Source organism: Agrobacterium larrymoorei (genome assembly GCF_030819275.1).
In the GTDB taxonomy this organism is placed as follows: domain Bacteria; phylum Pseudomonadota; class Alphaproteobacteria; order Rhizobiales; family Rhizobiaceae; genus Agrobacterium; species Agrobacterium larrymoorei_B.
This window is the reverse complement of the sequence record NZ_JAUTBL010000002.1, coordinates 26,787-51,333: the sequence shown is the minus strand read 5'-3', so window position 1 is coordinate 51,333 and position 24,547 is coordinate 26,787. Positions and strand designations below refer to the sequence as shown.

Sequence of the window (24,547 nt, the reverse complement as noted above, 5' to 3'; positions counted from 1 at the left end):
GATCTTATCGTCCTACCAGCGAGACCTGAGGCTTGGACGCGCTGCCAGGCGGGATGCGGCGGAAATCAAGGTCGCGGCTGACGAGACGCTCGACGCCCGCAGCAACATCGGCCAGCAGATGGCGATAGCCGGTGATGGAACGGGCGAAGACGTTGTAGATCACCACCGCCGGAATGGCGGCCACAAGGCCGATTGCCGTTGCCAGCAGTGCTTCAGCGATGCCGGGGGCAACGATCGCCAGGTTGGTCGTCTGCGATTCGGAAATACCGATAAAGGCGTTCATGATGCCCCAGACGGTCCCGAAGAGACCGACGAAGGGGGATACAGAACCGATGGAGGCGAGGACGCCGGTGCCGCGCGACATGCGACGGCCCGCATGGGTTTCGATGCGCGACAGGATGGAGGAGACGCGTTCTTTGATGCCACCGCCATCGGTGTGCGCCACAACAGCGTCGGAAAGCTGCATCTCATAGGAGGCCATGCGCAACATCAAGGCCGCAGGACCGCCCTTGTTCTCGACGGCATCAGTGGCTTCGGCCAGTGTCTTCGCCTTGTGAACGATTTTCAGCGTCGAACCTGCGCGCAACCGTGCTGCTGCAAGCTCGATCGACTTCGCCAGCCAGACCGTCCAGGTGATGAGCGAGGCCAGAGCAAGGCCGATCATGACGCTTTTGACGACCCAGTCTGCCGCCATGAACATGCCCCAAGGGGACAGATTGTGCGGAATATCGGACCGTTCATCGGCGCTCACCTCCACCGGAGAAAGAGCCTCACCAGCGGGGCTTGGCTCTGCTGCTGACGGTGTCTGTACGCCGGACGGTTGATCGGAGGCTTCGCTTGTTGACGAAGGAGCCGTCGTTGCAGGCGCTTGCTGATCCTGTGGCGCTTGCGATGGCTGAAGGGGAGCGGGCGGGGTGGAATTCGTAGCCGGCGAAGGAGCCTGCTGAGGCTCGACCTGCGTCGTGGCGGGCACGTTTTCAGTCGGTGCTGCGGTCTGGGCAACGGCTTGGACAGAAGAGACGCAGAGCATGACGGTCATTGCCAGCGCTACGTGTCGGTACCGCATCCATGGCGCCATGACAGGATTGGACGAAGAAAGCGAGAATGTGGAGGTCATCAGATGGTCCCGGGTTTCTGTACTGCACGACGACCAGACGCATCGGCATAGCCCCTACCCGCACCGAAGCAGCGGACATGCAAGCCCGCCCCGCTATAAGTGGAGTAAGATTAGCAACTAATACATCGTGTAAACCGGAGCTGTAAACTCATCTTTCAGAAAAACATGCGTGATGAAGCGATGTTTTTGCGCTCGCTTGCCAGGAATCACTGCTGCTGCATCGGCAGGAACTGCGCTACCAGCTCATGACGATCACCCGGATACGTCACTGTGACATGGGTGACATAGGTCTGGCCGTGCCAGGTTCGCCGCTCAACGACCAGACAGGCGGTGCCAACGGGGATCGCGAGCGCATCGGCAATGCGCCGATCCGCGGAGATGGCGCGGATGCGGTGTTCGGCAGCACTCCAGGGTACCATCTGCAAAAGCCATGACCCCGGACCGACGGAGGAGAAATCCGCTTCCCTTGCCTCCGGCACGGCGGAGACATTGATGATGCGGTCTTCAAGACAGAATGGAATGTCACCGGTGAAATGCCGGCAGGTCAGCGAGAGAATGCTGGCACCCGCCTTGACCTCCAGTGCTGCTCGATCCTGAGACGTCGCCTTGCGCAACTCGCGATCATCCAGCCGGTAGCCATAGGTGAGTCCCATCTGCTGGACTTCACGCTGGATATCGTGAATTTCCAGAACCGCCGATTGCGCATGCGGACGGGTGACAAAGCTGCCGGAGCGACGGCGGCGCTCGATCAGGCCTTTCTTGACCAGCTCGGTCAGCGCCTTGTTCACCGTCATGCGGGAACAATCATACTCTTTCGTCAGCTCGTGCTCGAAGGGAATACGATAGCCGGGCGGCCATTCGCCCGACAGAATCCGGCCTTCCACGTCGCTCATGATGCGTTCGTGCAAGGACTTTTCCTGCGGTGCCGCCGCTTCAGCCATGGTTCTTGTTCCGTTTACACATCGGCCCGAAAATCGGAAATCGCTTTTCGGAAAAGCACGATGCGTATCTTCAAAAAGGTAAAGCGTCGTTTGTGGGTCCAACAGGACGCACGGCGCTTTGATAGCCCGCCTGATATCACCGTCAGCAAAGCTTAGCCATGGGTGGCCGCCGCAATTGCCTCTCCGCGGATTTCCTCGGTCAGCCGCGCACGCAGCTCAGAGAATTCCGGGCTGGCCTTGACGGTGTAATGACGCGGATGCGGAAGATCGACAGGAGTGATGGACTTGATGCGGCCTGGACGCGCCGACATCGTCACCACACGGTTGGCCATGAAGACCGCTTCCTCGATATCATGCGTCACGAAGATGACCGTCTTCTGCTCCCGCTCCCAGATGCCGAGCAGCAATTCCTGCATGAGGCCGCGCGTCTGGTTGTCCAGCGCGCCGAAGGGTTCATCGAGCAGCAGAATGCGTGGGCCGTTGGCAAGCGCCCTGGCAATCGCCGTTCTCTGCTGCATGCCGCCGGACAGTTGCTTGGGCCAGTGGTTCTCGAAGCCCCGCAAGCCGACCTTGTCGATGTAGCTGTCGACGACGTCCCACTTTTCCTTCTCCGCCACGCCTCGCTCGCGCAGGCCAAAGGCGACGTTCTCGCGCACAGTGAGCCAGGGAAACAGGGTATAGGACTGAAAGACCATGCCACGATCAGCCCCCGGTCCCTTCACTTCCTGGCCAGCCAGCAGAACCTTGCCGGTGGTCGGGCGATCAAGACCCGCAATAATGCGAAGCAATGTGGATTTTCCGCAGCCGGAAGGCCCGAGAATGGTGACGAAGTCGTTCTTGGGGATTTCGAGGTCCGTCGGTTGGAGAGCGAGTGTCGGCGTACCGCCACGCACGCCCGGAAAGGTGCGGCTGACACCCTGGATGATGAGTTCGTTCATCAGGCAAGCCTCCAGGCGAACAGTTTGCGATTGAGAGACTTGAAGGCAAAGTCCGAGATGAGGCCGATAACGCCGATGACGATGATGCCGAAAATGATCTGCCCTGTCGCCATCAGCGCCTGGCTGTTGATGATCATGTAGCCGATGCCGGACGACGCGCCGATCAGTTCCGCCACGATGACATAGGTCCAGGCCCAGCCGAGAACCAGACGCAGGATTTCGGCAATATCCGGCGCGTTGGCCGGGATGAGAACCCGGCGCACCACGCCGCGATCCTTGGCACCGAGCGTATAGGCAGCCTCGACGAGATCGCGTCTGGTTCCAGCAACGGCGACGGCAACCATGAGGATGATCTGAAACACTGCGCCGATGAAAATCACCAGCAGCTTCTGCATTTCACCGATCCCGGCCCAGAGGATCAGCAGCGGCACGAAGGCCGAGGCGGGAAGATAGCGCGCAAAGGAGACGAAAGGCTCAAGCAATGCCTCGATCGGCTTGTAAGCGCCCATGGCGATGCCGAGCGGTACGGCGATGATCGCCGCCAAGACGAAGCCGCCCACCACGCGCCAGATGGTCATGCCGATATCATAGGCAAAGCCCTGCGCGGTGATCAGATAGATCCCGTCATTCAGCATGGTAATGGGGTCTGCGAGGAAGGTCGGCGAAACGAATCCACCCAGTGTGGCGATGCCCCAGGCGAGGAAGAACAGCACGAAGAACAGGATGCCGAGCGCAATCCGCGTGCTGTGTTTTATAGGCTGTAGTGGCTGCATGTCGATCCCGACAGTCATGAGGCAGGGCGCGGCGGCAAGCCGCGCCCGATTGTGTTACGTGATTGGCCGATTACTTGATGAAGGAGGTATCGGCGAGCGTCGAAAGATCTGGCTTCGACTTGATGACGCCGATTTCGAGAAGCAGATCGGCCGCCTTCTCCGAGAAGGTCTTGAACTCGCCTTCGAAGAACTTCTGGTTGGCCGCCTTGTCCTGCCATTCGAGGAACTTGGCGGAATTGCCGAAGGCTTCGCCCGACTGCTTCACATCCGCGCCCATGGTGGCGTAAGCCTTCTCTGGATCGGCCTTGATAGCGTCGAGCGCTTCGAAGTAGCTCGTCGCCAGCGCCTTCGCCGCATCCGGGTGGGCCTTGAGGAATTCCGGCGTGCAGCCGAACGTGTCCATGACGGCCGGATAATCCAGCGTGGTGGCGATGATCTTGCCCTTGTCCGGTGCGGCACGAACCGTGGAGAGATAGGGCTCATAGGTCATGGCGGCATCGTTCTGGCCGGCAACAAAGGCTTGTGCTGCCGGGCCTGGCTCGAGGTTCACCACCTTCACGTCCTTCAGCGTGAGGCCATTTTCCTTGAGGATCCAGGCGAGGAAGAAGTATGGCGAGGTGCCCGGTGCCGATGCGGCAATCGTCTTGCCCTTCAAGTCGGCAATCTTGGCAATATCCGTGCGAACCGCCATGCCATCCGCGCCATGAGACTTGTCCATCTGGAAGATCTGGGTGGATTTCACGCCGTTGGCATTCCAGGCCACCCATGTCTCGACGGTGGTTGCCGCGCATTGAATGTCACCAGAGGCCAGCGCCAGATGGCGGCTTGCCTGCGGGATTTTCTTGATCTCGACCTTGAGGCCGTTCTTTTCGAAAATGCCCGTTTCCTTGGCGAGTGTCAGCGGCGCAAAGCCCGTCCAGCCGGACATGCCGATGGTGACGGGTGTTTCAGCGTGGGCCGCGGTGGAAAAGAGTGCGGCGGCGAGAAGGGTAAAACCCAGTGTCTTTCTCATGATCGTTCCCCTGTTGCTCTATTTTTGAGCGGCGATGTCCACCGCTTCTTTAAGGAGCATTAATTCACAGGGAAAATAATTTGTCTAGACAAAATGCGTTACCGACCTGCGCGGTGCGCCGCCTTGGTTTCCAGCATCGAAAAGACACTGTGGATCAGCACCGCAAGTGCCGCCACGATCAAACCGCCCTGCAGGATGAAGGCGAGATTGTTGGATTGCAGACCGGCAATGATGACTTCGCCCAGCGTGCGCGCTGCCACGGTCGAGCCGATCGTCGCGGTGGAGAGACTGATGACGGCGGATAGTCGAATGCCGGCAAGGATCGCGGGCATGGCAAGCGGGATATCGATCTTCCACAAGCGTTGCCAGCCGGTCATGCCGGCACCACGGGCTGCCTCGGTGATGGATGCGGGGACCGTCATCAGGCCCGTGAGTGTGTTTTCAAAGACCGGAAGCAAGGCATAGAGGAATAGCGCCACCAGCGTCGGCTTCTGCCCGAACCCCATGATCGGAACGGCAAGCGCCAGCACGGCAACGGGCGGAAATGTCTGGCCGATATTGACGATGCTGCGGGACAACGGCAGGAATTCCTGACCAAATGGACGGCTGACGAGGACGGCAAGTGTAGCCGCTACCAGTGTGGCGGCCGCCGTTGCCATCCCCACGATTGCCAGATGGGAGAGCGTCAGGGACAGAAGGTCGGCCTGCTGATAGATGGCGGGCGCATTGGTCTGGACAAGCGGCGAGAAGATCGGGGAAAACGTACTTGGTCTCACCAGAAAAACGACAAGCAGCAGCGCAAGTCCCAACAGAAGGACCGGCCCCAACAGTGCTTTATAGCGAGGACTTGTCATGAACAGCCCGCAGCTTGCTGCAAGAGTGTTTCGCGCCGGATGCGGCCAATCTTCTGCCCATCGGTGCCGACAACCGGGAGACTGTCTCGTCCCGCCCAGAGCATGGCGGACAGTGCGTCGCGTTGGCTGAGGCTGCCGGTGAGCGGTTCGCCTTCCGCCTCTCCGGGCTCAACGATCTCCGCGACGGTTGAAACTGATAGCAGCCTCAAAGGCCTTTCCCGCTCGCCGATCAGCGTTCTGACGAAGGGCGTCGCCGGGTTCAGGACCAGTTCCGCAGGTGGTCCATATTGCACGATCTTTCCCTTATCCATGACGGCAATCCGATCCGCCAGGAAGAAGGCCTCATCCATATCGTGGGTGACGAGGACAATGGTGACGCCGAGTTTCTTCTGGATCGTCAGAAGATCTTCCTGCGCCTTGGCGCGGATGATTGGATCGAGCGCGCCGAAGGGCTCGTCCATCAAAAGAATATTCGGTTCGGCTGCCAACGCGCGCGCCACGCCGACGCGCTGCTGTTGACCACCTGAGAGCTCACTCGGGAAGCGGTCAGCATAAAGTTTTGGATCGAGTTGAAAGAGCGTGAGCAGTTCGTCGACTTTCGCGGAGACCCGCTGCCGAGCCCAGCCAAGCAGTTCCGGCACGGTGGCAATGTTTTGTCCCACTGTCCGATGCGGAAAAAGCCCGTGCCCCTGGATGGCGTAGCCGATGCTGCGGCGGAGTTCGAAACCGGGCAGATCGAGAACATTTCGCCCATCGATACGAATGAGGCCCGATGTCGGCTCGACCAATCGATTGATCATGCGCAGAAGCGTCGTCTTTCCCGAGCCGGACGTGCCGACGATGACGGTAACGCTTCTGGGTTGGATGGCGATGCTCACTGTATCGACGACCGTCGCTTCGCCATATCGCTTGGTGAGGCCTTCGACTTCGATCATGCGGCTTTTCCTCGTGACAGGAGTTTGCTGTCGATCAGGGCATCCAGCAGAATTGCCGCGGCAAATCCCAGGATGACGGTCGGGATGGTTCCGAGAAGAACGAGGTCCATGGCCGTTTGGCCAATCCCCTGGAAGACGAAGACACCAAAGCCCCCGCCACCGATGAGCGCCGCAATCGTCGCAAGCCCGATATTCTGCACCAGCACGATGCGGATGCCGGTCAAGATGATGGGAAGCGCCAGCGGGAACTCGACCTTGAAAAGGCTTTGCCGGCCCGTCATGCCGATGCCGCGCGCCGCATCACGCACGGCAGGCGAAACGCCGGCGAGCCCGACGACCGTATTGGAAACGATCGGCAGCAGGGAATAAAGAAACAGCGCAACGAAGGCTGGTGCCGCTCCGATGCCGCGAATACCGATGTCCGACGCGCCGGGGACATGGGTGCCGATCCAGCCGAGTGGCGCAATCAGCAGGCCGAAGAGCGCGATGGATGGGATGGTCTGGATGATGTTGAGGCTGTTCAGCATGGCGGCGCGGATGCGCTCCACCTTGAAACACAGCACTCCCAGAGGAATGCCTGCCAGCATGGCGGCGAAGACGGAGCCCAGGGCCAGTTGAAGGTGGCGCTGCGCTTCCGTCCAGAAGATGTCGGCGCGGCTCTGGTACTCCTTGATGACGGAAAGATCCTTCCAAAGGCCGGAGAGCAGAAAGGCGCTGAGAAGCAGCAGTGAGAGAGCAAGCAGGATGAGACGTGTCAGAGGCTTGGGACGAAGTCTTGCAATCGCATCCGTTGCCAGGACCACCAGCCCGGCAAGCAACAACCAGAAACCGCTGGCCGCCGACACGCGGGCATAGGTATTTTCAGGCGGAATCAGAGATGAAGCGGAAAGGCCGACAGCAACGGCCAGCGCGATCAGTGCAGCAAAGGCGGTTGCCAAACGGACCTTTGTATTAGCGGCGAAGAGCGCGACCGCGGCGGCTAAAAGGATGATGCCGATCAAGCCGTAACCAACGGGGGGCGGCATGCTGTCCAGTAGAAAGCGCCCTTCCCCCTGCACGATACGGTTTGCGCGGAAGCTGACAAAAGGGGGAACGAGCGCAGCATAGAGAAGCAGGCCGCAGATCAGCACGCCGACCTTATCGACATGTCGTGTGACGCTCTGCGGCTTTGAAATGGCGTTCCCGCTCCGCAACGACACCTCTTACTTCACGAAGCCGTTCTTGGTGAGGAAGTCGAGCGCAACGGCCTTGGCCTGCTCTCCACCCACCTGCACCCGGCCGTTCAGCTCCTGCAGTGTCGTGAGGTCGAGCTTTTCGAAGACCGGCTTCAGGACCTTCTCGATGTCAGGATGCTTCTTCAGCACCTCTTCGCGGATAATCGGCGCAGGCTGATAGACCGGCTGCACGTTCTTGTCATCCATCAGGACGACGAGGCCGGACGGCGCAATACCGCCATCGGTGCCATAGACCATGGCAGCATTGGCATTGTTGGTCTGGTTGGCGGCCGCAGCAATCGTCGCTGCCGTGTCGCCGCCGGAGAGCGTGATCAGCTGCTCCGGCTTCAGCGTGAAGCCATAGGTCTTCTGGAAGGCGGGCAGAGCGGCTGCGGAGTTCACGAATTCCGAGGATGCGGCAAGCACGATCTGGCCGCCACCTGCAACATATTTGCCGAGATCGGTCAGTGTCTTGAGATTGTTCTTCTCCGCCACATCCTTGCGAACCGCGATACCCCAGGTGTTGTTGGCAGGAGAAGGCGACAACCAGACGATCTTGTTGGCATCGTAATCCAGCGTCTTGGCTTCCTCATAAGCCTTGGCGGCATCCTTCCAGATGGGATCATCTGCTTTTTCGAAGAAGAAGGCGGCGTTGCCGGTATATTCGGGATAGATATCGATTTCGCCTGCGATGATCGCCTTGCGCACGACGGGCGTCGCGCCCAACTGGATACGGTCGGTGGTGGCAATATTGTTGACGTTCAAAACCGACTGGATGATGTTGCCGAGAACGCTGCCTTCCGTGTCGATCTTGGATGAGACGACGACCTGCGCTTGGGCAATCGAGGCATAGAGAGCAAGCGCGAATCCAGCGCCGGCCAGCTTCATCAGACGGTTCATGGGCAATCTCCACTCGGAACGGTTACTCGGGCAGGACAATGCCTCGTCTTTCTGACCAACACTGATGAGCGACTGTCCCCGGTTCAGCACGAGGTAACGAGGTAAGCGACAAAAAAGTTGCAGCGAAAAATGCGGACGAGGGAAAATCCGAAGTTTCTTGCCTGACGCTCAACGCCCGCGTGCTTGTTTGCCGATCACGAACGGCATGAGCACCGACAGAAACAGCAGGCGCAACACATGGTGCGAGCCGACATAGGCCGTATCCGCATGCATCATCACCGCCATGGCTGCCATCGTCTCAAGGCCACCGGGCGCGAAAGCGATCATCACGGCGTTCAGCGGAACACCCGTCAGACTTGAGACGAGAACGGCGACCGAACAGGCGAGGACGACGACCGCAACCGTGACGACGGCACCCGCCAAAAACGCTTTCCGCATGTCTTTCAGCGAGGAGCGCGAGAAGCGCGTGCCGATCAGGCTTCCCAGAACGATATAGGTGGGGATCGCTAGCCAATCCGGCACCCCGCCGCTGGAGAAGCCTGTGACGTGTGAGCCGATGGAAACAGCGACGCCACCGAGAAGCAGTGCCGCCGGAAAGCGCCATCGCATGAAGATGAGCCCAACGATCAGGGACGCCAGCAGTGTCAGGCCAAGTTCCAGCGCTGGCATGGGTGGCGGCAGGATGGAGGGCTCGACGCTGACGAGATCGAGATATTTGACAATCAGCGGCACGGTGAGTGTGAGCGCCAGAACGCGGACACTCTGGATGACGCTGACAGTTGCGAGATCGCTCTTGGTCTCCGCCGTGAGGCTGATAATGTAGCTGAGGTGGCCAGGAGAAGCGCCGAGCATCGCGGTCGTGTGGTCATAGCGGAAGATGAAGCGCAGGATCCAATAGGCTGTATAAAGAAGCGCCACCACCGTTAACAGCACTGCGATGAAGCTCAAGGGCCATGTTCTGGCAGCTTGGAAGACGTTTGGCGTTATGTTCGTTCCCATCGATACGCCGACAATGACGAAGGTGGCGTTACGAAGGTTCTTCGGCACGGAGAGCGTCAGGCCGAGAAGACTTGCGGCGGTAACGGCGAGTGCCGGGCCGCAGAGAAAGGGAGCCGGCAGACCGACGAGCACGCCGAACAGCGCGCCAAGACTGCCGATGAAGACAGTCAGGGCAAGGCGAGAAAGCTCGGATATGGAGATCATGGCACCGGTGGGAATCAGAACGCAAACAGGAGACGTCCACTTGCGCCGTCATCGCTGCTGAAATCAAGCTCTTCCAAAAGAAAAGCCTGCCGGCAGTTTTGCGGGCAGGCTTTTGGAAACAAGCTCGACGCTCTGATTAGGCGGCTGCGACCGGGGTCGGATGGACGCGTGGCGCCAGTTGATCGAGACCGAGCAGGAAGTTGATCTGCGGACGGGCTTTGACGAGATCGTCGATCGAATATTCAGTGAGAACGTCGAAGAAGGCATTCAGGGCCTTGCGGAGCGCGGAATTGAGACCGCAGCTATCGACAAGCGGACATTCGACAGCGCCATCCTCGAAGCATTCCGCCATGGCAAAGCTGTCTTCGGTGACTTTGACCACGTCGAACAAGCTGATCTTGTCGGCAGGCTTGCCAAGCTTCACGCCACCGTTGCGACCGCGCACGGTCTCGACGAGACCAGCCTTGGTCAGCGGCTGGAGGATCTTGAAAAGGAAAAGTTCCGAGACGCCATAAGCCTTGGCAATCTCAGGAATGCGGCTCAGATTGCCGTCATTGGCGGCGCAATACATCAACATGCGGACTGCATAGTTGGTCTGTTTGGTCAAACGCATGCTGATCTCCTAGTCGGTAATGTGGAGTTATATAGTTTGTTTTTCAGTTTAGAACAATTCCAGACACGAAAAAAACTTCCTTACCCGTTCGATCTCCCGCGGTTGACCGTTGACCGGCCTGCCGATTCATGAACAAAGAACTCCACTATTCAATCCTAGCGGAGACCTGTGGCATGGCAAGCTTGAAAACCAGCTTTCTGACGCTTGGTACGGTGTTATCTGTCGCCTGTGGCAGCGCGTCATCAGCATTCGCCGGTGGTGAGGTGAATGTCTACTCCTACCGCCAGCCCGAATTGATCCAGCCGCTGCTTGACGCTTTTACCAAGGAAACCGGAATCGAGACCAATGTCCTGTTCCTGGATAAGGGTCTGGTCGAGCGCATCCAGGCGGAGGGTGTCAATTCTCCGGCCGATATTCTGCTGACCGTGGATATCGCGCGGCTGGTGGAAGCGAAGGAAGGCGGCGTGACGCAACCGGTCCTCAACGACCCTGTCATAGAAAAGGACATTCCCGCCAATCTTCGCGATCCTGAAGGCGAGTGGTTTGGACTGACGACCCGCGGGCGCGTCGTCTATGCCTCCAAGGAGCGCGTGACGCAGCAGGCGATCACCTATGAGGAGCTTGCCGACCCCAAATGGAAGGGTAAGATCTGCATTCGTGACGGACAGCATTCCTATAATATCGCACTCTTCGCCTCGATGATTGCCCATCACGGGTTGGACTACACCCGCACATGGTTGACAGGCTTGAAGAACAATCTGGCACGCAAGCCGGATGGCACGGATCGCAGCCAGGCGAAATCCATCTATTCCGGCGAATGCGATATCGCGCTGGGCAACACCTATTATGTTGGTCTGATGCTGACCAATGAGCAGGAACCAGAGGAAAAAGTCTGGGCTAACAGCGTCAAGGTCATCTTCCCCAATGCCGAAGATCGCGGCACCCACGTCAACATTTCCGGCGTTGCCATGACGAAATACGCGCCAAACAAAGAAAACGCCTTGAAGCTGATGGAATTCCTGGCTTCGGGAGAAGCGCAGGAAATCTATGCCAAGCAGGTGTTCGAGTATCCGGTGCTTCCCGGCGCGCAGCCGTCCGAGGTCGTGAAAGGGTTTGGGCCGATCAAGCCTGACACATTGTCGCTGACCGAGATTGCAGCGCACCGGAAAGAGGCGTCCGAGCTGGTCGATGAAGTCGGCTTTAATGACGGTCCGGCGCAATAGATCGGGCGGCTCGGCAAGCGTTATCGGTTGACGCAAATAAAAGCGCCCGCGACAAAATCGCGGGCGCTTCTTATTGATCGGGTTCAACGGAAGCGGTCAGGCGGCCTTGATCAGATCGCCATGCGGATCGAGAACGAACTTTGTTGCCGCCCCCTGGTCGAAGCTTTCATACCCTTGCACCGCATCGTCCAGCGCAATGATTTTGGCGTTGACGATATCGGCGATCGGTAGCCGATCATGCAGGATAGCCTGCATCAGCTGACGGTTATATTTCAGGACCGGCGTCTGTCCGGTGTGGAAGGACTGCGCCTTTGCCCAGCCAAGACCGAAGCGCAAGGACAAGCTTCCCTGCTTCGCCGCCTCATCCACAGCGCCCGGATCTTCGGTCACATAAAGGCCTGGGATACCGATGTTGCCGGCGGCGCGGGTGATCTCCATCATCTGATTGAGAACGATAGCAGGCTGTTCACCACCGGCATGTCCGCGAGCTTCAAATCCAACGGCGTCGATCGCGCTATCGACTTCATTGGTGCCGACGATCTCGGCAATCATGTCGCCCAAGCGATCACCCTTGGACAAATCCACCGGCTCGAAGCCGACCTTGGCGGCATGCGCCAGGCGTTCCTTGTTGAAATCGCCGATCATCACGACGGCTGCACCGAGAATGCGGGCAGAGGCCGCAGCGGCCAGACCGACCGGACCGGCGCCCGCCACATAGACGGTCGATCCGACGCCGACGCCCGCTTTTACCGCACCGTGGAAACCAGTCGGCAGGATATCCGAAAGCATGGTCAAATCGCGGATCTTCGACATTGCCTTATCGCGATCGGGAAATTTCAGAAGATTGAAGTCGGCATAGGGAATGGTGACGTATTTCGCCTGGCCACCGATCCAGCCGCCCATGTCGACATAACCATAGGCGCCACCTGCACGGGATGGATTGACGGTGAGGCAGACGCCGGTGTCCTGCGACTTGCAGCAACGGCAACGACCACAGGCAACATTGAAGGGCACGGAGACGATATCGCCGACCTCCAGCATTTCAACATCGATGCCCTTTTCGATAACCTCGCCAGTAATCTCGTGGCCCAGCACAAGGCCGGGCATGGCCGTCGTGCGACCACGCACCATGTGCTGATCAGAGCCGCAAATATTGGTCGAAATGACTTTCAGGATCACGCCATGCTCGATCCTGCGCCCATCCGGCGCCTCGAGCTTCGGATCGTCAATATCACGAACCTCCACCTGACCTGGCCGTAAATAGACAACGCCTCGGTTCCTGCTCATATCCATCTCCTCCATGGTTTGAACATCAATGTCGAAGCCGTCAGGGCAGCGACATTCTTCACTATAGGACAATCCGATGGAGTTTGCGCGAAGCGCAACCGCCGCCGATATCCGCATCCCTCGATCGTTCCTCTGGCCAGTGTAAAACCCGCCATTGGCTTCAGAAGCCACGATGCAACAGCAGACCACGTGGAGAGGTGGACGGACATTCGAGTTTACGACACACTCTTTCTATTCAACGACACCGACATCCTCTTTCTGATGGTATTGAATGATGACGGTAGTGTACTTGGTCTTGGCGACAAAAAGTCTCGTACGTTCCATCTACTCGATACTTTCAGAGTGGGTATGGCCGGTGAAGCTATGCGCACCGCCGCAATATCCACAGCTATTCACCGCGGCAATAGCAAGAGCGTTCCGCTCGTGCGTCTTGACGTCAAGCGCCTTGCTCAATCTCTGATTCAGCGCAGCGTGCTTATGGAGAACCGCGAGATCGTGGGAGAGGGCGCGGAAAAGTTAGGAACAGGTCAAGCTTGGTGTTGATCGCGTTGAGGATCGCTTGGGCTCCTTCTGAAGCCAGACGTGGCTTAGGGTCGAAACCCAATCAAATTGTTGATGAAATTGGCTATCTATGATTCACTACCTGTAGAAGCAGGAGTGTTTGACCATGGCGGGCGAATTTTGGCTTGATGACGAACAGTGGGCAGTGATTTCGCCGCTGCTTCCGACCAACCAACCCGGCGCTCATCGTACTGACGATCGCCGGGTTATCAGCGGCATCATCCACGTCTTGCGATCCGGTTGCCGCTGGCAGGATTGTCCATCCTGCTACGGGCCTTCGACAACGATCTATAATCGCTTCCATCGCTGGTCTGCAAAAGGGATATGGCGGCGACTGTTTGAGTCTCTGGTGCAAATGACCAATCGCGACATCCATATGATCGATAGCACCACCGCAAAGGCACACCGTTCTGCCGCTGGTGGAAAAGGGGGGCGGATGCCGAAGCAATTGGTCGATCGAGAGGCGGCAGATCGACAAAAGTCCATGCTGTTGTCGATGGTTGTGGCCGTCCAGTCGCGTTGCGAATAACGCCTGGGCAACGTGGTGATGCACCCATTGCCATCCCGCTCCTTGATCCCCTGCCTCCGACACGTCTGTGCGCCGCAGATACGGCTTACGACAGCGACGCCTTACGCAGCTTCCTGAGGGCACGCGGCACGCAACCAGTCATCCCAAACAATCCAACCCGAAAGAGGATCAGACCGTTCGACCCGGTCGCCTACCGAAGACGGAATATAATCGAGCGGACATTCTGCCGTCTCAAGGACTGGAGACGTGTCGCGACGCGATACGACAAGCTCATGATAAACTTCGAGGCAACGTGCTACATTGCAGCGATCGTCACATGGTGGATCAATTGAGTCTGGAGCCTAGGGATGGAGATACGGGACATGGGAAATCCTTTCGACTTATGAAAGGAGAACTGCTGGATAAACAAAGGGCGACACGGACGCCGCAGACGAGGTGCAACGCCTTTACTGCCTCATGCTCCGACTTGGAAGGCTTTGACAATGCCCTTAGTCCACGGACTCATTAGTTGAGGCGATCCATATCCTTGTCGCGGCAAGCTTGAGAGTGGCCATGTAATGATCAGCGCGTCGGTCATATCGCGTCGCGAGGCCTCGCATCTGCTTGATACGGTTGAAGAACCGTTCCACGAGATTGCGCTGATGGTAGACCCCGCGGCTGAAGCTGAATGTCTGCTTTCGATTGGCCTTTGCAGGGATAGTCGCCCAGCATTTGCGTTGCTTGGCGAAGTTTCGAATTGCGTCGGTGTCATATGCCTTGTCGGCGAGGATCGTCGCGCCAGGCCGCAGATCGCTCAACAGCTTTTCAGCCACCGGTGCGTCGGCGGCTTGGCCGGCGGTGAGTTCCAACCGAACCGGTCTGCCATCTGCATCGACAAGGGCGTGGATCTTGGTTGTCAGGCCACCGCGTGAACGTCCCATGCAAGGATCGGCAGATCCGCTTTTTTAGCGTTGGCACCATGCTGGTGAACGCGAACACAAGAGCTGTCGATCATCACGATGTCTCCATCGTAACGCTTCGAAACGGCGTCCAGAAGACGATCCCAGACGCCCGCCTTGCGCCAGCGGCAGAACCGATTGTAAAGCGTCGTGCGCGGGCCATAAAGCTCCGGCACATCTCGCCAACACGAACCAGTCCTGAAACGCCACAGGATGCCGTTGATCACCCGGCGGTCGTCGACACGCTCAATTCCACGGCTATTGTTCGGCAAAAGAGGTGCAATGATAGCCCATTCTTCGTAGCTCAATTCGTGACGGCGCATGGCAATCTCCTTTCACGGAAATTGAATCATACACCCTCAATAAGATGAACCCAATTTATGGGGACACTGCCTAGGACTGCGATTACCCAAAACTCCTAGACGAGTTTCGCCGTCACAGGTATTCATGATCTACGTAATCTGGAGGCTAGATCTTGTACGAGACATGTTTTGAAGCTTTGTCGAAAAGTGCCATTCATCTCTATAAACGTCCAGTACAGATCACCTCTCAGAAAGAGGCTTTCACTTTCATTAGAAACGCCCTCGACATTTTGGAAAAAACATTTTCATACGCTGCTTACGACGACGTTCATAAACATAGTACCTACTTGGCCCAAAAATCTAAGTTGTCTCTTAGTAAGCTGTTTAACTCCGAGAGCATCAGCGTAGCACCCGATATATTTATCGACGCCATCAATAACATTTCGTCCGTATTGATGTCAGTCAGTCCTCCATCAACCATTGATCAAAACACCTCCGCAAACATCGTTGAGTTGATCATCAAAGCGTCAGGAGCCGAGCTTGAAGGTTGGTGTAGTCCAGAGAAGGCACGTGCCATGGCGGGCTATATTCGCAGTCTGGACGCAGAAATATGTGTTGAGATTGGCGTGTATGGCGGTCGGTCGCTCTTCCCTTGTGCAGCCGCGCTAAAGCACAATGGTCACGGGAAAATATACGGTGTTGAAAGTTGGAGCAACGACGTTGCTGTTGAGAACAAGACCTACGATTGGAACGACGAGTGGTGGCGCAAAGTCGATTTCCAAAAAATTAAGCGGGATGTCTACACCTTTACAGCTCGACACGGGCTCACAAGCCAAGTCTGCATCATCGAAGCGCCCTCAACAAAAGTTTCTCACCTCTTTAATACCATAGATTTCCTCCATATCGACGGCAGTCATTCGATGGTCAACGCAGCCACCGACGTTCTTCTATACGGGACGAAGGTGCGTAGCGGTGGCGTTATTGTCATGGATGACATAGAATGGGATACGACAATGCCAGCCGTCATGATGCTTAAAGACTTCTGTGATGAGCTCGAGGTGCTTGAAAACCCTTCCAACGGTAAACCAAGTGCCGCGTTTTTTCGGAAACGGTGAACAAGACTATCAACACTCAGTGTTCTAAGCGTTCGGGTCAGACGCCCATCGCTACTTTACCTTCTGGCGTCGAAGATGAGGTCTAGGTTTGGTTCTGTCTTTAGGCTTCACCACCTCTTTTCCTAAAGTGTCTCCAAGAGAAGGTCCGGGATGCTTTCAATCCTTGTATTCTCCGTTCGAATTGACGACGACGGGCTCGACCGAGATCACCCCAAGTTTACTTTGCAAACTTGGACCCGACCGAGTTCGGATCTTTCGCTTGAAGGGATAGGGAAAAGCTGGTCGCTAATATCCCTTCAACCTATCAGAGAAACGCGGAGTCTGACTTCAAGTCTAAATTCGGATTCAGCAACCCTAGCGCCTCACCTCCGAAAATCAACTTTACGTTGATTTAGAAAAAATTTATCTAATATCGCGTGCATGGGAGAAAACTGATGTACATGGAACAATTTGCTGCACTCTCAGAGGCGGCCGCGCATCTTCAGAATCAGCCCATATCTGTGGTGTCAGAAGAAGACGCGCTTATCACGATCCGAGACGCACTAGCGACGTTGGAGACAAAGTTTTTCATTCACGCGCGCGACGAAGTAACCAAACATTGCGATTATCTCGCCGAGAAGTCTGGGTTACAGACTAGTGAACTTTTCGAGGCTGAGACGCTTAACGTACACCCTAATGTTTTTAGCGACGCCCTAAATAACATTAGCGCTGTTTTAGCATCAGTCTCCTCTCCTGCAGAGAACACTGCAGCAAATCGAGAAGACGGTGTGGAATTCATCATAAAAACGTCGCGGGCCGAGCTTGAAGGTTGGTGTAGTCACGAGAAGGCACGCACAATGGCCCAATACATTCGGAAGCTTGGCCCTAATATCTGTGTTGAGATAGGAGTGTACGGCGGTATGTCTCTCTTCCCTTGTGCCGCCGCACTAAAAGAAAACGGCCAAGGTAGAATTTATGGAATCGAGAGCTGGAGCAACGCCGTAGCCACAGAAAATAAGACATCCGATGGAAACGATGAATGGTGGAGAGCCGTTGATTTTGAAAAGATCAAACGGGATGTCTACACATTTGCAGCTCGCCACGGGCTCACAAGCCAGGTTTGTCTTATCGAAGCATCTTCGACGAAAGTCTCTCACTTATTCGATACGATTGATTTTCTTCACATTGATGGCAGCCATTCAATGCTGAACGCAGCCGCGGACGTCATTCAGTATGGAATGAAAGTTCGGAGCGGCGGAATCATCGTAATGGACGATATTGAATGGGATACGACGATTCCTGCTGTCATGATCTTGAAAGACTTCTGCGACGAGCTAGAGGTTATGGAGAATCCTTCCAATGGCAAACCAAGTGCGGCGTTTTTCCGCAAGAGATGACGGACTTCACCTAAGTCTTTTGCCCTCAGTTACACCTTAAACAGCTGTTACGGTGAGAGTGAATTTTGCGGCGATTGTAGAAGGTCGGATCTGCTATTCCAGCCTTATAGCCCTTGCAAATTGATGCCATTCTCTGACTGCATCGACATAGAAGTGACCTGCCTTTCGAAATCGCCGACACAACCAACGACTCCTCCCCTTACTCTGATCATTATTCAGAAGCAGAAGACACCGATGGAAAGTGGCGCCATATATCGGATCATGCCACGGCCCGGCTCAGCCTCTCACTTTGAAAAAAAGGGTTGAAAGCTATCGAGTAGCAACCTCGATATGTGACAGACAACTCTCGACAAATGAATTCCAGGTTGTGGGTGTGAACCTTTTCGCCTCGGCAGCGGTACGCGAATGATGGTCTTCATTTTTGTGCAGTGACATGATTGCCTCTCGCCAAGATGTTCCGTCGATTGGGTCGATAAATGTTGCACATGAGCCTAACACTTCCCGATGCGCCGGAATGTCAGATGCAATAACCGGAATTCCGATCTGCAACGCTTCCGTTGGGGTTAGACCATAACCCTCTACCAGGGACGGAGCGAGGAACCCGCGAGCGTTCGCTAAAACCTCGTACACCTCCGCATCACTGAGACCATCCTTTTGCTCTACAAAAAGGCGCAGTTGCGCACTTTCGTCCAGCACTCTGCAGACGGCTTCAGCATTCCATCCCCGTTTACCCAAAATAATAAGCTTCGGCGAACTAGCACCATATCGCTGCACAATGCTGCGCCATATTTCAAGGAGGAACGATAAGTTCTTCCGACCTTCGATAGTTCCTAGGCATACAAAGTGTAACCTTCTGTTACTTGGCTGCGTATGTGTGGGCAAGGTAATCTTGTTACCCAGGGTCGCAACGTGGATTTTGTGATCTTTTCCTAGGTGATCCAACAATCGAGATTTGGAGTACTCGCTACAAGTCAAAATGCGATCCCCAAACCGACTTACAGTTTCTAACCTACGCCGGTGAATAGCGGCTGCATTTGGTTTACAAAACTCAGGAAAATCCAAAGGAATGGTGTCGTGGATGAAGAAAACGCCTCTCACATTGTGCCGGTCCAACCAAAGGAAACTCTTGGCATCCTCCAAACCGACATGTGATGTGGAAAGAAACACAGAAGACCTAGCGCGTAGGCATAGTTTCTTAAAGTCGCTTGTAAACCGATCTTTGATGACCAGACTGACGATAAAGCTGAGCGCACGTAATTCGTTGAGCAACTCAACGCCCCTCCGACCACGCAAGCCCAACAATGAAACATGGCTCCTGCGGTGAGCGGATGCGCTGCCCCACCTCTCGGTCACTTCATGAAATATTTGCTTCATCGTAGAGGGAGCTAAGACGGCATTTCCGTACTTAGTAGTGACTACGAAGCTAACACTGTTTTTAGGCGAGGTGGAAATGAACGAGCGTAAGAACTCCAATTCTACCCGGTCTATCCCTGTGGGAGTTGCGTTATAACGACGCGCAAGAGTGCGCGTGACGTCGAACATCAGCCGCATATCAACCCTCTAAAGTTGGCGTTACAGAACGATTACTTCGCCGCCCCTAGGTGAGCAGCTACGTAGGTGCCTCTGTTCGTCACCGTGTTATAGACAGGGAGTTCAGTTGGGTGACCCCGTTCGGTCACAACTTGTATTTTCTCTGCAAGCTCCAAAAAATTTCCGATTTCGAACGTCTCTCCAAACTTAGCGTGATAACGAGAAAATTGCGCAAACGCTTGATTGCGGGCCGCGACTATCGGGGCACCCATATCGACAGCAATACTTATCGGGCCTGAGGACGACTGCCCAACCTCGAGGTAGGGAAGCACAACACAGTCACATACCGCCATAGCTTGGGCAAATCCCGCGTCGGTTTGTGGACCCATAAAGTGCAACCTTGATGCCAGATTGTTCGATCTCAGTTCGAAAAAACTTTTATCAGCGACGCTGAAGTTCGCGACCTTGGTCTGCGGCATCTGGAGAAGGTCAAAATGAGAGTTGATGTGACCAGTATCAAGTAGCTTTTTGATGTAAGGGTGGACGCTTTGACCCTTTAATACCTCGTTCGGATGTAGACCGCCGAAGAAAGCCAGATGGTAGTTTTCGGGCAGATGGAAGAGCGCCTTTACGGCGGTATCGAAGCCTTTATACTCGCCGAGAAATCCGAACACCCCGATAATTTTAGAACCTCCATCGAGCTTCTTCAGTTGAGGAAAATCATCAATAGACGTAGTGGATTTGAGAGTTTCTGCCTGCGTAGGGCTAACAAATGCGAGAGGGTGATCGAAAACGTTATCGAATTGATTGACATAGCGCATCAGTCGGGCGTCTCGACGGGTGTGAACAATAATTGACACACGATTCTGCTTTTGGAGTCTGCGAAGACTTCCATACACTGCGTTGGTTAGCCGACGTGACCTTCGGTGTGAAGCAACTCTTAAGATGGCCTTTCCGATCTTGAACGACAGCAGCTCCTCGAAGAACGGCCCGAATGGGAATGGCGTTTGTGGTAGGACTGTGTGGAACGTCACAGATAGATTTTTTGCGGATCCTGCTAATGCCTTAAATCTTGAGATGATTGTGGATGAATCCCTGCCTAGGGTACCATATTCCAACTGGATATTCACATGATCGAACTTCTTTAAGTCTCTTACCATGTCCGAGATGATTTTTTCCGCATGCTTCGCGACCGACGGATGGTTTGACCTCATAAAATACTGGTCTAGGTCAAATACTTGGATATTAAAGTCCTCACTCAGCTGATCTATTAAAAAACGTGTGTAACCGGCTATTCCGCACAGATCATCGAAAGTGCTAACTATGGCCATCGAAGGTTTTTTCATATAATCCTCTGTATTATCCCAAGTCATTAATATTAAACGTCAAACCGACTTCATTTCTGTCGCTTAGATGTTTATATAGGTCAAAGGTGTTCTTTGATCGCGTAGCCGGTTACCACTGCAATCACCCAACCCAGTAAGGAGAGGAGAGCTGCGGTCGCTGTGGCAAGCAGTGGTCGTGGGAACGACTCCTCCTGCGCCAAATGGGGTGCAACGATCGTTGCTAGATATGCTTGTCGACGGGAAGCATCCAGCTTTGCGGTCTCAAGCGAGGCTAGAGCCCCCTGGTATGCTTTTTCAGCAAATCCACGCTCGGTTTCAGCGAGCGTGAAGGCCGTCAACGACGCTGATAGAGCTTTTCCATGCTCTCCGCTTCCGGTGATCAAATCGTTTAGCTTCTTCAGTTCTTGTTCCGCAGCAGAAATTCTTGCCTTGGTCTGAATGACAGGAGGAGCACTCTCACTCATAGTCGTTTTTTGCAACGTTAGGGTTGCGTTCAATTTCGAAAGTTCGTCACGTAAACGCGTGGCAGAAGAGGTTAATGACTGCGCAGACATTTCCGGGTTGAGGGTCCCAGTTTGGTCCATTACCAAGGTGAGTTCCGAAGAAGCCTTTGCAAGACGTTCTTCCGCTGCCTTCACTTCACGCTCTGAGAACGACACAAGCTCTCTCCGGGCTTGATCAGACATCTTGTTTATCAGCGCTTCGGATTTTGCTAACGCAGCTTGGGCAATGAGCAGCGAGTCTTCGGGAGAAAAAGCTTCGACTCTGACTGTAATGGTGCTCGTAGAATGCTCGAAATCAGCTTTGATAACCGTTTTCCAGTACCTTAGTAATTCCTCAGTTGTAGAATCGGCTTCGAGGCGGGAAAAGAAGTCTATCGATGATGCGGAGAACTTCGATCTTAGATCGATCGCTTCACCGATGTCATCTAGCGCGCTAGCGCTCTTCAAATACTGCACGATGGCATTAGCATCATTATCAGTGGCGCTTTGGCCTCCTAATCCAAGCCCGAGTAGCATCGACAGCCCGCCCTGAGAAGACTGCGCCGATTTCACCGTGGCGCGGAATTCTGTCTCGTAACGGGGAGAGGCAACGCCAATAAGATAAGCGCCATAAATGGAAGGTAGCAATATTACGAACAGAAAAAAACTAACTGGAAGTAATGATAAGTACCGCGACTTATACCGTTTTACGATCGTAGCTTTTTCAACGATGCGTCTACTGATGACCTGGATACCTCGGTCATCTCGTGCCAACGGTGGAGATCCTTCGCGTTTCTCAGGGGCTGCCGCTTTACGCAATTCTACATCCCGGACGAACACATTACGCATTTGAAGCCCCCATCATTCGTCTATGAGCAGCCATCGCCTCGTCTACCGATTCAAAAAACTCTAGCTGTCCGTTAGACAGTATGGCAGCGCGATCACAGTAGGCTTTGATTGTTTGGCTATTGTGGGAAACCATAATTATGTCGCTTCGCTTCATTCTTTCAACGAAGGCGTCAGCGCACTTCTTCCGAAACCGCGCGTCCCCGACTTCAGTGACCTCGTCTACTAGATAGATATCAAAGTCAATCGCAAGGCTCATTCCGAACGCCAGTTTGGCAGCCATGCCGGAGGAATACGTATTGACGGGCATATTCAGGTAGTCGCCTAATTCTGAAAAGTCGCGAACAAATTCTACTACTTTAGAGGCATCTGCGCCGTACACTCTCGCAACGAACAGGACATTCTGCTTACCGGTCAAGTGGCCATGAAACGTGCCACCAAAACCTATGGGAAATGACACTCTCGCCCGCCTCGCTACCCTCCCTCGGTCGGGTTGCTCTGCACCCGAAATGAGCCTCAGCAGCGTTGATTTTCCCGCTCCATTTCCCCCAAGGATTCCAAGATTGTATCCGGAGGGAATGGAGAAGGTTGCCTTGTCTAAAACCACCTTGGCAGAATTTGACGTTCGATAAGACTTCGAGACATTTTCGAAAAGAATCATACTGTCCGCCGAAGAGATTTTCTGGATGATGCCTCTAGTAGCAAACCTGCGGCAAGAGCGACTGCGGTAGACAGACCCAAAAACTCAATGGACAGCCATGGGGGCTGGTACATTTCGAAGTACCCCGTCCTAAACCAGTCCACACTATGAAGCAGCGGATTCCACCAGAGAATCTCGCGTATGTGTAAGTCCATTGCGCCAGGCACGTAGAAAATACCAGATGTAAAATATAGAAATCTTTGGATAATTTGGAAGATGTGATGCCATGCGTGAAAGTATGACATCACAACCGCGTTAATCATCCCTATCCCGAGGGCCAGCAACCATGTCATCATCAACGCGCCGGAAACGGAATAAAAATTCTTGGGTAATGCGTTAACTGAAAAAAAGAGAAAACCGATCGTAAAAATCAGGATCACCAGCGTTGCTGTATATAACTCCAGCAGTGAGCGAGAGTACATTGTGGATAAATTTGTCACAGGGGGCAGATTAAGGAGCGGCTTATTTTGCGCTACTGTGGCAGACACACTTTCGCAGGTATGTATAAATAATTGATAAGGGATAAGACCAGTGAAATAGAAGAAGAAAAAGGAGTTTCCTAGCGGCGGCGAGCCTTTCATAGTGAACTGAAATACAACAGCCAAAACCACCATATGTATCATGGGTTCGACGAGCACCCACAAGTAGCCCAAGCGAGTTTCCCCGAATTTTGCACGTATTTCCCTTAAAAAGGTAGCGCGTATCACGCGCAGGTAGGAAGCGACGCTGTACGATAAAGTAGGGGCTCTGAATAAGTGCCGTTCTCCCCTTTGCGCTTTACTGGCGAGAAGCTCTCCAGTACCGATTGAACTATCTGCACGTTGAAACAGAACGTGCTGCATACATTGCGCATACTCTTCATTGTCAGGATGGACCTTCAGCAGTTCGGCAACGTGCGTTACAGCTTCGGTATTCTCGCCAAGCTCAAGGCAAACTGTCACGATGTGGCGCTTTATTCCCCAGTTGTCCGGATCCAATCGCAGAGCAGTTTTCGCCGCATCATAGGCCCCGCGATATTGAGCGCTTTCAAAAAGCACGCAAGATAGGTGAAGTTGATACTCCGCGATATTAGGGTCGAGCTCGGTTGCCAAAACAGCGTGCTCTGTCGCACGCTTGTATTCGCCGATCTGGCTGAAGGCGCCGCTGCATGTTCTGTGTATGGCCGAAGATCGGTTTCCACCGGCAATAATTTCTTCGAGATACTCCGCTGCCTCCAGGCATTTTCCTTGCCTGATCATTAGATTAGCTGCGTGAATAGCGTAGCTTAACTTGCTATTATCGAACTCATATATTCGCGTCGCGAATCCCACGGCATCATCGAATTCGCCAAGCATTTCCGACGAGTAGCCAGCGTGATGTAGCGCATCTACGTCGGAAGGAACAAAATCTAACGCACGTAACATGACGTTCTTGGCAGCCCTGAAGTCGCCGCCGAGACTACATAAGATGCCAAGATGAATGTATAGAGCGGGGCTATCTTGCGAGAGTGACACAGCTTCTCGAGCGTAAGGAATAGCTTGCTTATACTGACCCTGTTTTTCTAGAAGACCGCTAACTATTCTGAAATTCTCGGAGGTGGGATTTATCTCGACGACCTCTTTGGCGAACTTGGTAGCGACTGAGATGAGACCAATTGTGTGGCACTTGTCCCGCAGGGTCACGAGAAAAGACACTTCTTTGCGATAAAAGGGGGCGATCTGTTTCAGCAATTGGATTGCTTCATTCAAATCATTCACGTCGGCTAGTCGAGACATCAGAGCATTGAACGAATCAACATCCGAATTATTCGCTGTCATTTAATTCACCGCGTTA

The 24,547-nt window shown here is 54.6% G+C and carries 22 protein-coding genes and 1 pseudogene; 5 read left to right on the top strand and 18 right to left on the bottom strand.

Annotated features, from left to right (window positions below; all coding sequences use genetic code 11):
* Positions 1-4: 4 nt before the first annotated feature.
* The 11 genes from exbB to rirA all read right to left on the bottom strand — a co-directional run bounded on the left by exbB (position 5) and on the right by rirA (position 10,500).
* A complete protein-coding gene (gene exbB / locus QE408_RS08785; protein ID WP_373465527.1) occupies positions 5-1,117 on the bottom strand; it encodes a tonB-system energizer ExbB in 1,113 nt (370 codons plus the stop codon).
* 206 nt (positions 1,118-1,323) lie between these two features.
* Positions 1,324-2,058: a histidine utilization repressor gene (hutC, locus tag QE408_RS08780; RefSeq protein ID WP_306930320.1), complete on the bottom strand. Its 735-nt coding sequence runs from the start codon at positions 2,056-2,058 to the stop codon at positions 1,324-1,326.
* Between the two features lie 152 nt (positions 2,059-2,210).
* Positions 2,211-2,996 (bottom strand): ABC transporter ATP-binding protein, encoded by a 786-nt coding sequence (locus tag QE408_RS08775; RefSeq protein ID WP_306930319.1) that lies wholly within the window; start codon positions 2,994-2,996, stop codon positions 2,211-2,213.
* Positions 2,996-3,769: an ABC transporter permease gene (locus tag QE408_RS08770; RefSeq protein ID WP_306930317.1), complete on the bottom strand. Its 774-nt coding sequence runs from the start codon at positions 3,767-3,769 to the stop codon at positions 2,996-2,998. The genes QE408_RS08775 and QE408_RS08770 overlap by 1 nt, the downstream gene beginning before the upstream one ends.
* 70 nt (positions 3,770-3,839) lie before the next feature.
* Positions 3,840-4,781: an ABC transporter substrate-binding protein gene (locus tag QE408_RS08765; protein WP_306930315.1), complete on the bottom strand. Its 942-nt coding sequence runs from the start codon at positions 4,779-4,781 to the stop codon at positions 3,840-3,842.
* A gap of 98 nt (positions 4,782-4,879) precedes the next feature.
* Complete coding sequence (locus tag QE408_RS08760; protein ID WP_306930314.1) at positions 4,880-5,635, bottom strand: ABC transporter permease; 756 nt, start codon at positions 5,633-5,635, stop codon at positions 4,880-4,882.
* Positions 5,632-6,570, bottom strand: coding sequence for an ABC transporter ATP-binding protein (locus QE408_RS08755; RefSeq protein ID WP_306930312.1), 939 nt, complete (start codon positions 6,568-6,570; stop codon positions 5,632-5,634). The genes QE408_RS08760 and QE408_RS08755 overlap by 4 nt, the downstream gene beginning before the upstream one ends.
* Positions 6,567-7,763 (bottom strand): ABC transporter permease, encoded by a 1,197-nt coding sequence (locus tag QE408_RS08750; protein ID WP_306930311.1) that lies wholly within the window; start codon positions 7,761-7,763, stop codon positions 6,567-6,569. Before QE408_RS08750 ends, QE408_RS08755 begins: the two co-directional genes overlap by 4 nt.
* 9 nt (positions 7,764-7,772) lie before the next feature.
* Positions 7,773-8,684, bottom strand: coding sequence for a glycine betaine ABC transporter substrate-binding protein OsmF (gene osmF / locus QE408_RS08745; RefSeq protein WP_306930308.1), 912 nt, complete (start codon positions 8,682-8,684; stop codon positions 7,773-7,775).
* A 168-nt stretch (positions 8,685-8,852) separates the two neighbouring features.
* On the bottom strand, positions 8,853-9,887 hold the full coding sequence (locus tag QE408_RS08740; protein ID WP_306930307.1) for an AbrB family transcriptional regulator: 1,035 nt from the start codon (positions 9,885-9,887) through the stop codon (positions 8,853-8,855).
* Between the two features lie 136 nt (positions 9,888-10,023).
* Entirely contained in the window at positions 10,024-10,500 is a 477-nt protein-coding gene (rirA, locus tag QE408_RS08735; protein WP_062427286.1) for an iron-responsive transcriptional regulator RirA, read from the bottom strand.
* A 173-nt stretch (positions 10,501-10,673) separates the two neighbouring features.
* On the opposite strand from rirA, the gene QE408_RS08730 reads away from it, so the two are divergent.
* Positions 10,674-11,723 carry a Fe(3+) ABC transporter substrate-binding protein gene (locus QE408_RS08730; RefSeq protein WP_306930306.1) on the top strand — a complete coding sequence of 350 codons (1,050 nt, stop codon included), beginning with the start codon at positions 10,674-10,676 and terminating at the stop codon, positions 11,721-11,723.
* Between the two features lie 96 nt (positions 11,724-11,819).
* Here the strand turns inward: QE408_RS08730 and fdhA are convergent, their stop codons facing one another.
* Positions 11,820-13,010, bottom strand: a complete 1,191-nt coding sequence (gene fdhA / locus QE408_RS08725) for a formaldehyde dehydrogenase, glutathione-independent (RefSeq protein ID WP_306930304.1) — start codon at positions 13,008-13,010, stop codon at positions 11,820-11,822.
* Between the two features lie 18 nt (positions 13,011-13,028).
* Between fdhA and QE408_RS23085 the strand changes: the two genes are divergently transcribed.
* Together QE408_RS23085 and QE408_RS08715 are read left to right on the top strand one after the other, a co-directional pair.
* A complete protein-coding gene (locus tag QE408_RS23085) occupies positions 13,029-13,553 on the top strand; it encodes a hypothetical protein (RefSeq protein ID WP_444876272.1) in 525 nt (174 codons plus the stop codon).
* A gap of 124 nt (positions 13,554-13,677) precedes the next feature.
* A pseudogene (locus QE408_RS08715) lies at positions 13,678-14,363 on the top strand (IS5 family transposase); the annotation flags it as partial.
* 225 nt (positions 14,364-14,588) lie between these two features.
* Here QE408_RS08715 and QE408_RS08710 read toward each other — a convergent pair.
* Positions 14,589-15,367, bottom strand: a protein-coding gene (locus QE408_RS08710; protein ID WP_306934735.1) for an IS5 family transposase whose coding sequence is annotated in 2 segments (ribosomal slippage) — positions 14,589-15,025 and positions 15,025-15,367 — 780 coding nt in all. Because the reading frame shifts where the segments join, the coding sequence is not laid out codon by codon here.
* A gap of 146 nt (positions 15,368-15,513) precedes the next feature.
* On the opposite strand from QE408_RS08710, the gene QE408_RS08705 reads away from it, so the two are divergent.
* On the top strand, positions 15,514-16,455 hold the full coding sequence (locus QE408_RS08705; protein ID WP_306930300.1) for a class I SAM-dependent methyltransferase: 942 nt from the start codon (positions 15,514-15,516) through the stop codon (positions 16,453-16,455).
* 434 nt (positions 16,456-16,889) lie between these two features.
* Entirely contained in the window at positions 16,890-17,831 is a 942-nt protein-coding gene (locus QE408_RS08700) for a class I SAM-dependent methyltransferase (protein ID WP_306930298.1), read from the top strand.
* A 309-nt stretch (positions 17,832-18,140) separates the two neighbouring features.
* Here the strand turns inward: QE408_RS08700 and QE408_RS08695 are convergent, their stop codons facing one another.
* The 5 genes from QE408_RS08695 to QE408_RS08675 all read right to left on the bottom strand — a co-directional run bounded on the left by QE408_RS08695 (position 18,141) and on the right by QE408_RS08675 (position 24,531).
* Complete coding sequence (locus tag QE408_RS08695; protein ID WP_306930296.1) at positions 18,141-19,382, bottom strand: glycosyltransferase family 4 protein; 1,242 nt, start codon at positions 19,380-19,382, stop codon at positions 18,141-18,143.
* A gap of 32 nt (positions 19,383-19,414) precedes the next feature.
* On the bottom strand, positions 19,415-20,707 hold the full coding sequence (locus QE408_RS08690) for a hypothetical protein (RefSeq protein ID WP_306930295.1): 1,293 nt from the start codon (positions 20,705-20,707) through the stop codon (positions 19,415-19,417).
* A gap of 80 nt (positions 20,708-20,787) precedes the next feature.
* Positions 20,788-22,038 carry a hypothetical protein gene (locus tag QE408_RS08685; RefSeq protein WP_306930294.1) on the bottom strand — a complete coding sequence of 417 codons (1,251 nt, stop codon included), beginning with the start codon at positions 22,036-22,038 and terminating at the stop codon, positions 20,788-20,790.
* Positions 22,031-22,696, bottom strand: a complete 666-nt coding sequence (locus QE408_RS08680; RefSeq protein ID WP_306930292.1) for an ABC transporter ATP-binding protein — start codon at positions 22,694-22,696, stop codon at positions 22,031-22,033. Before QE408_RS08680 ends, QE408_RS08685 begins: the two co-directional genes overlap by 8 nt.
* Positions 22,693-24,531: a tetratricopeptide repeat protein gene (locus tag QE408_RS08675; RefSeq protein WP_306930291.1), complete on the bottom strand. Its 1,839-nt coding sequence runs from the start codon at positions 24,529-24,531 to the stop codon at positions 22,693-22,695. The genes QE408_RS08680 and QE408_RS08675 overlap by 4 nt, the downstream gene beginning before the upstream one ends.
* Positions 24,532-24,547: the final 16 nt, after the last annotated feature.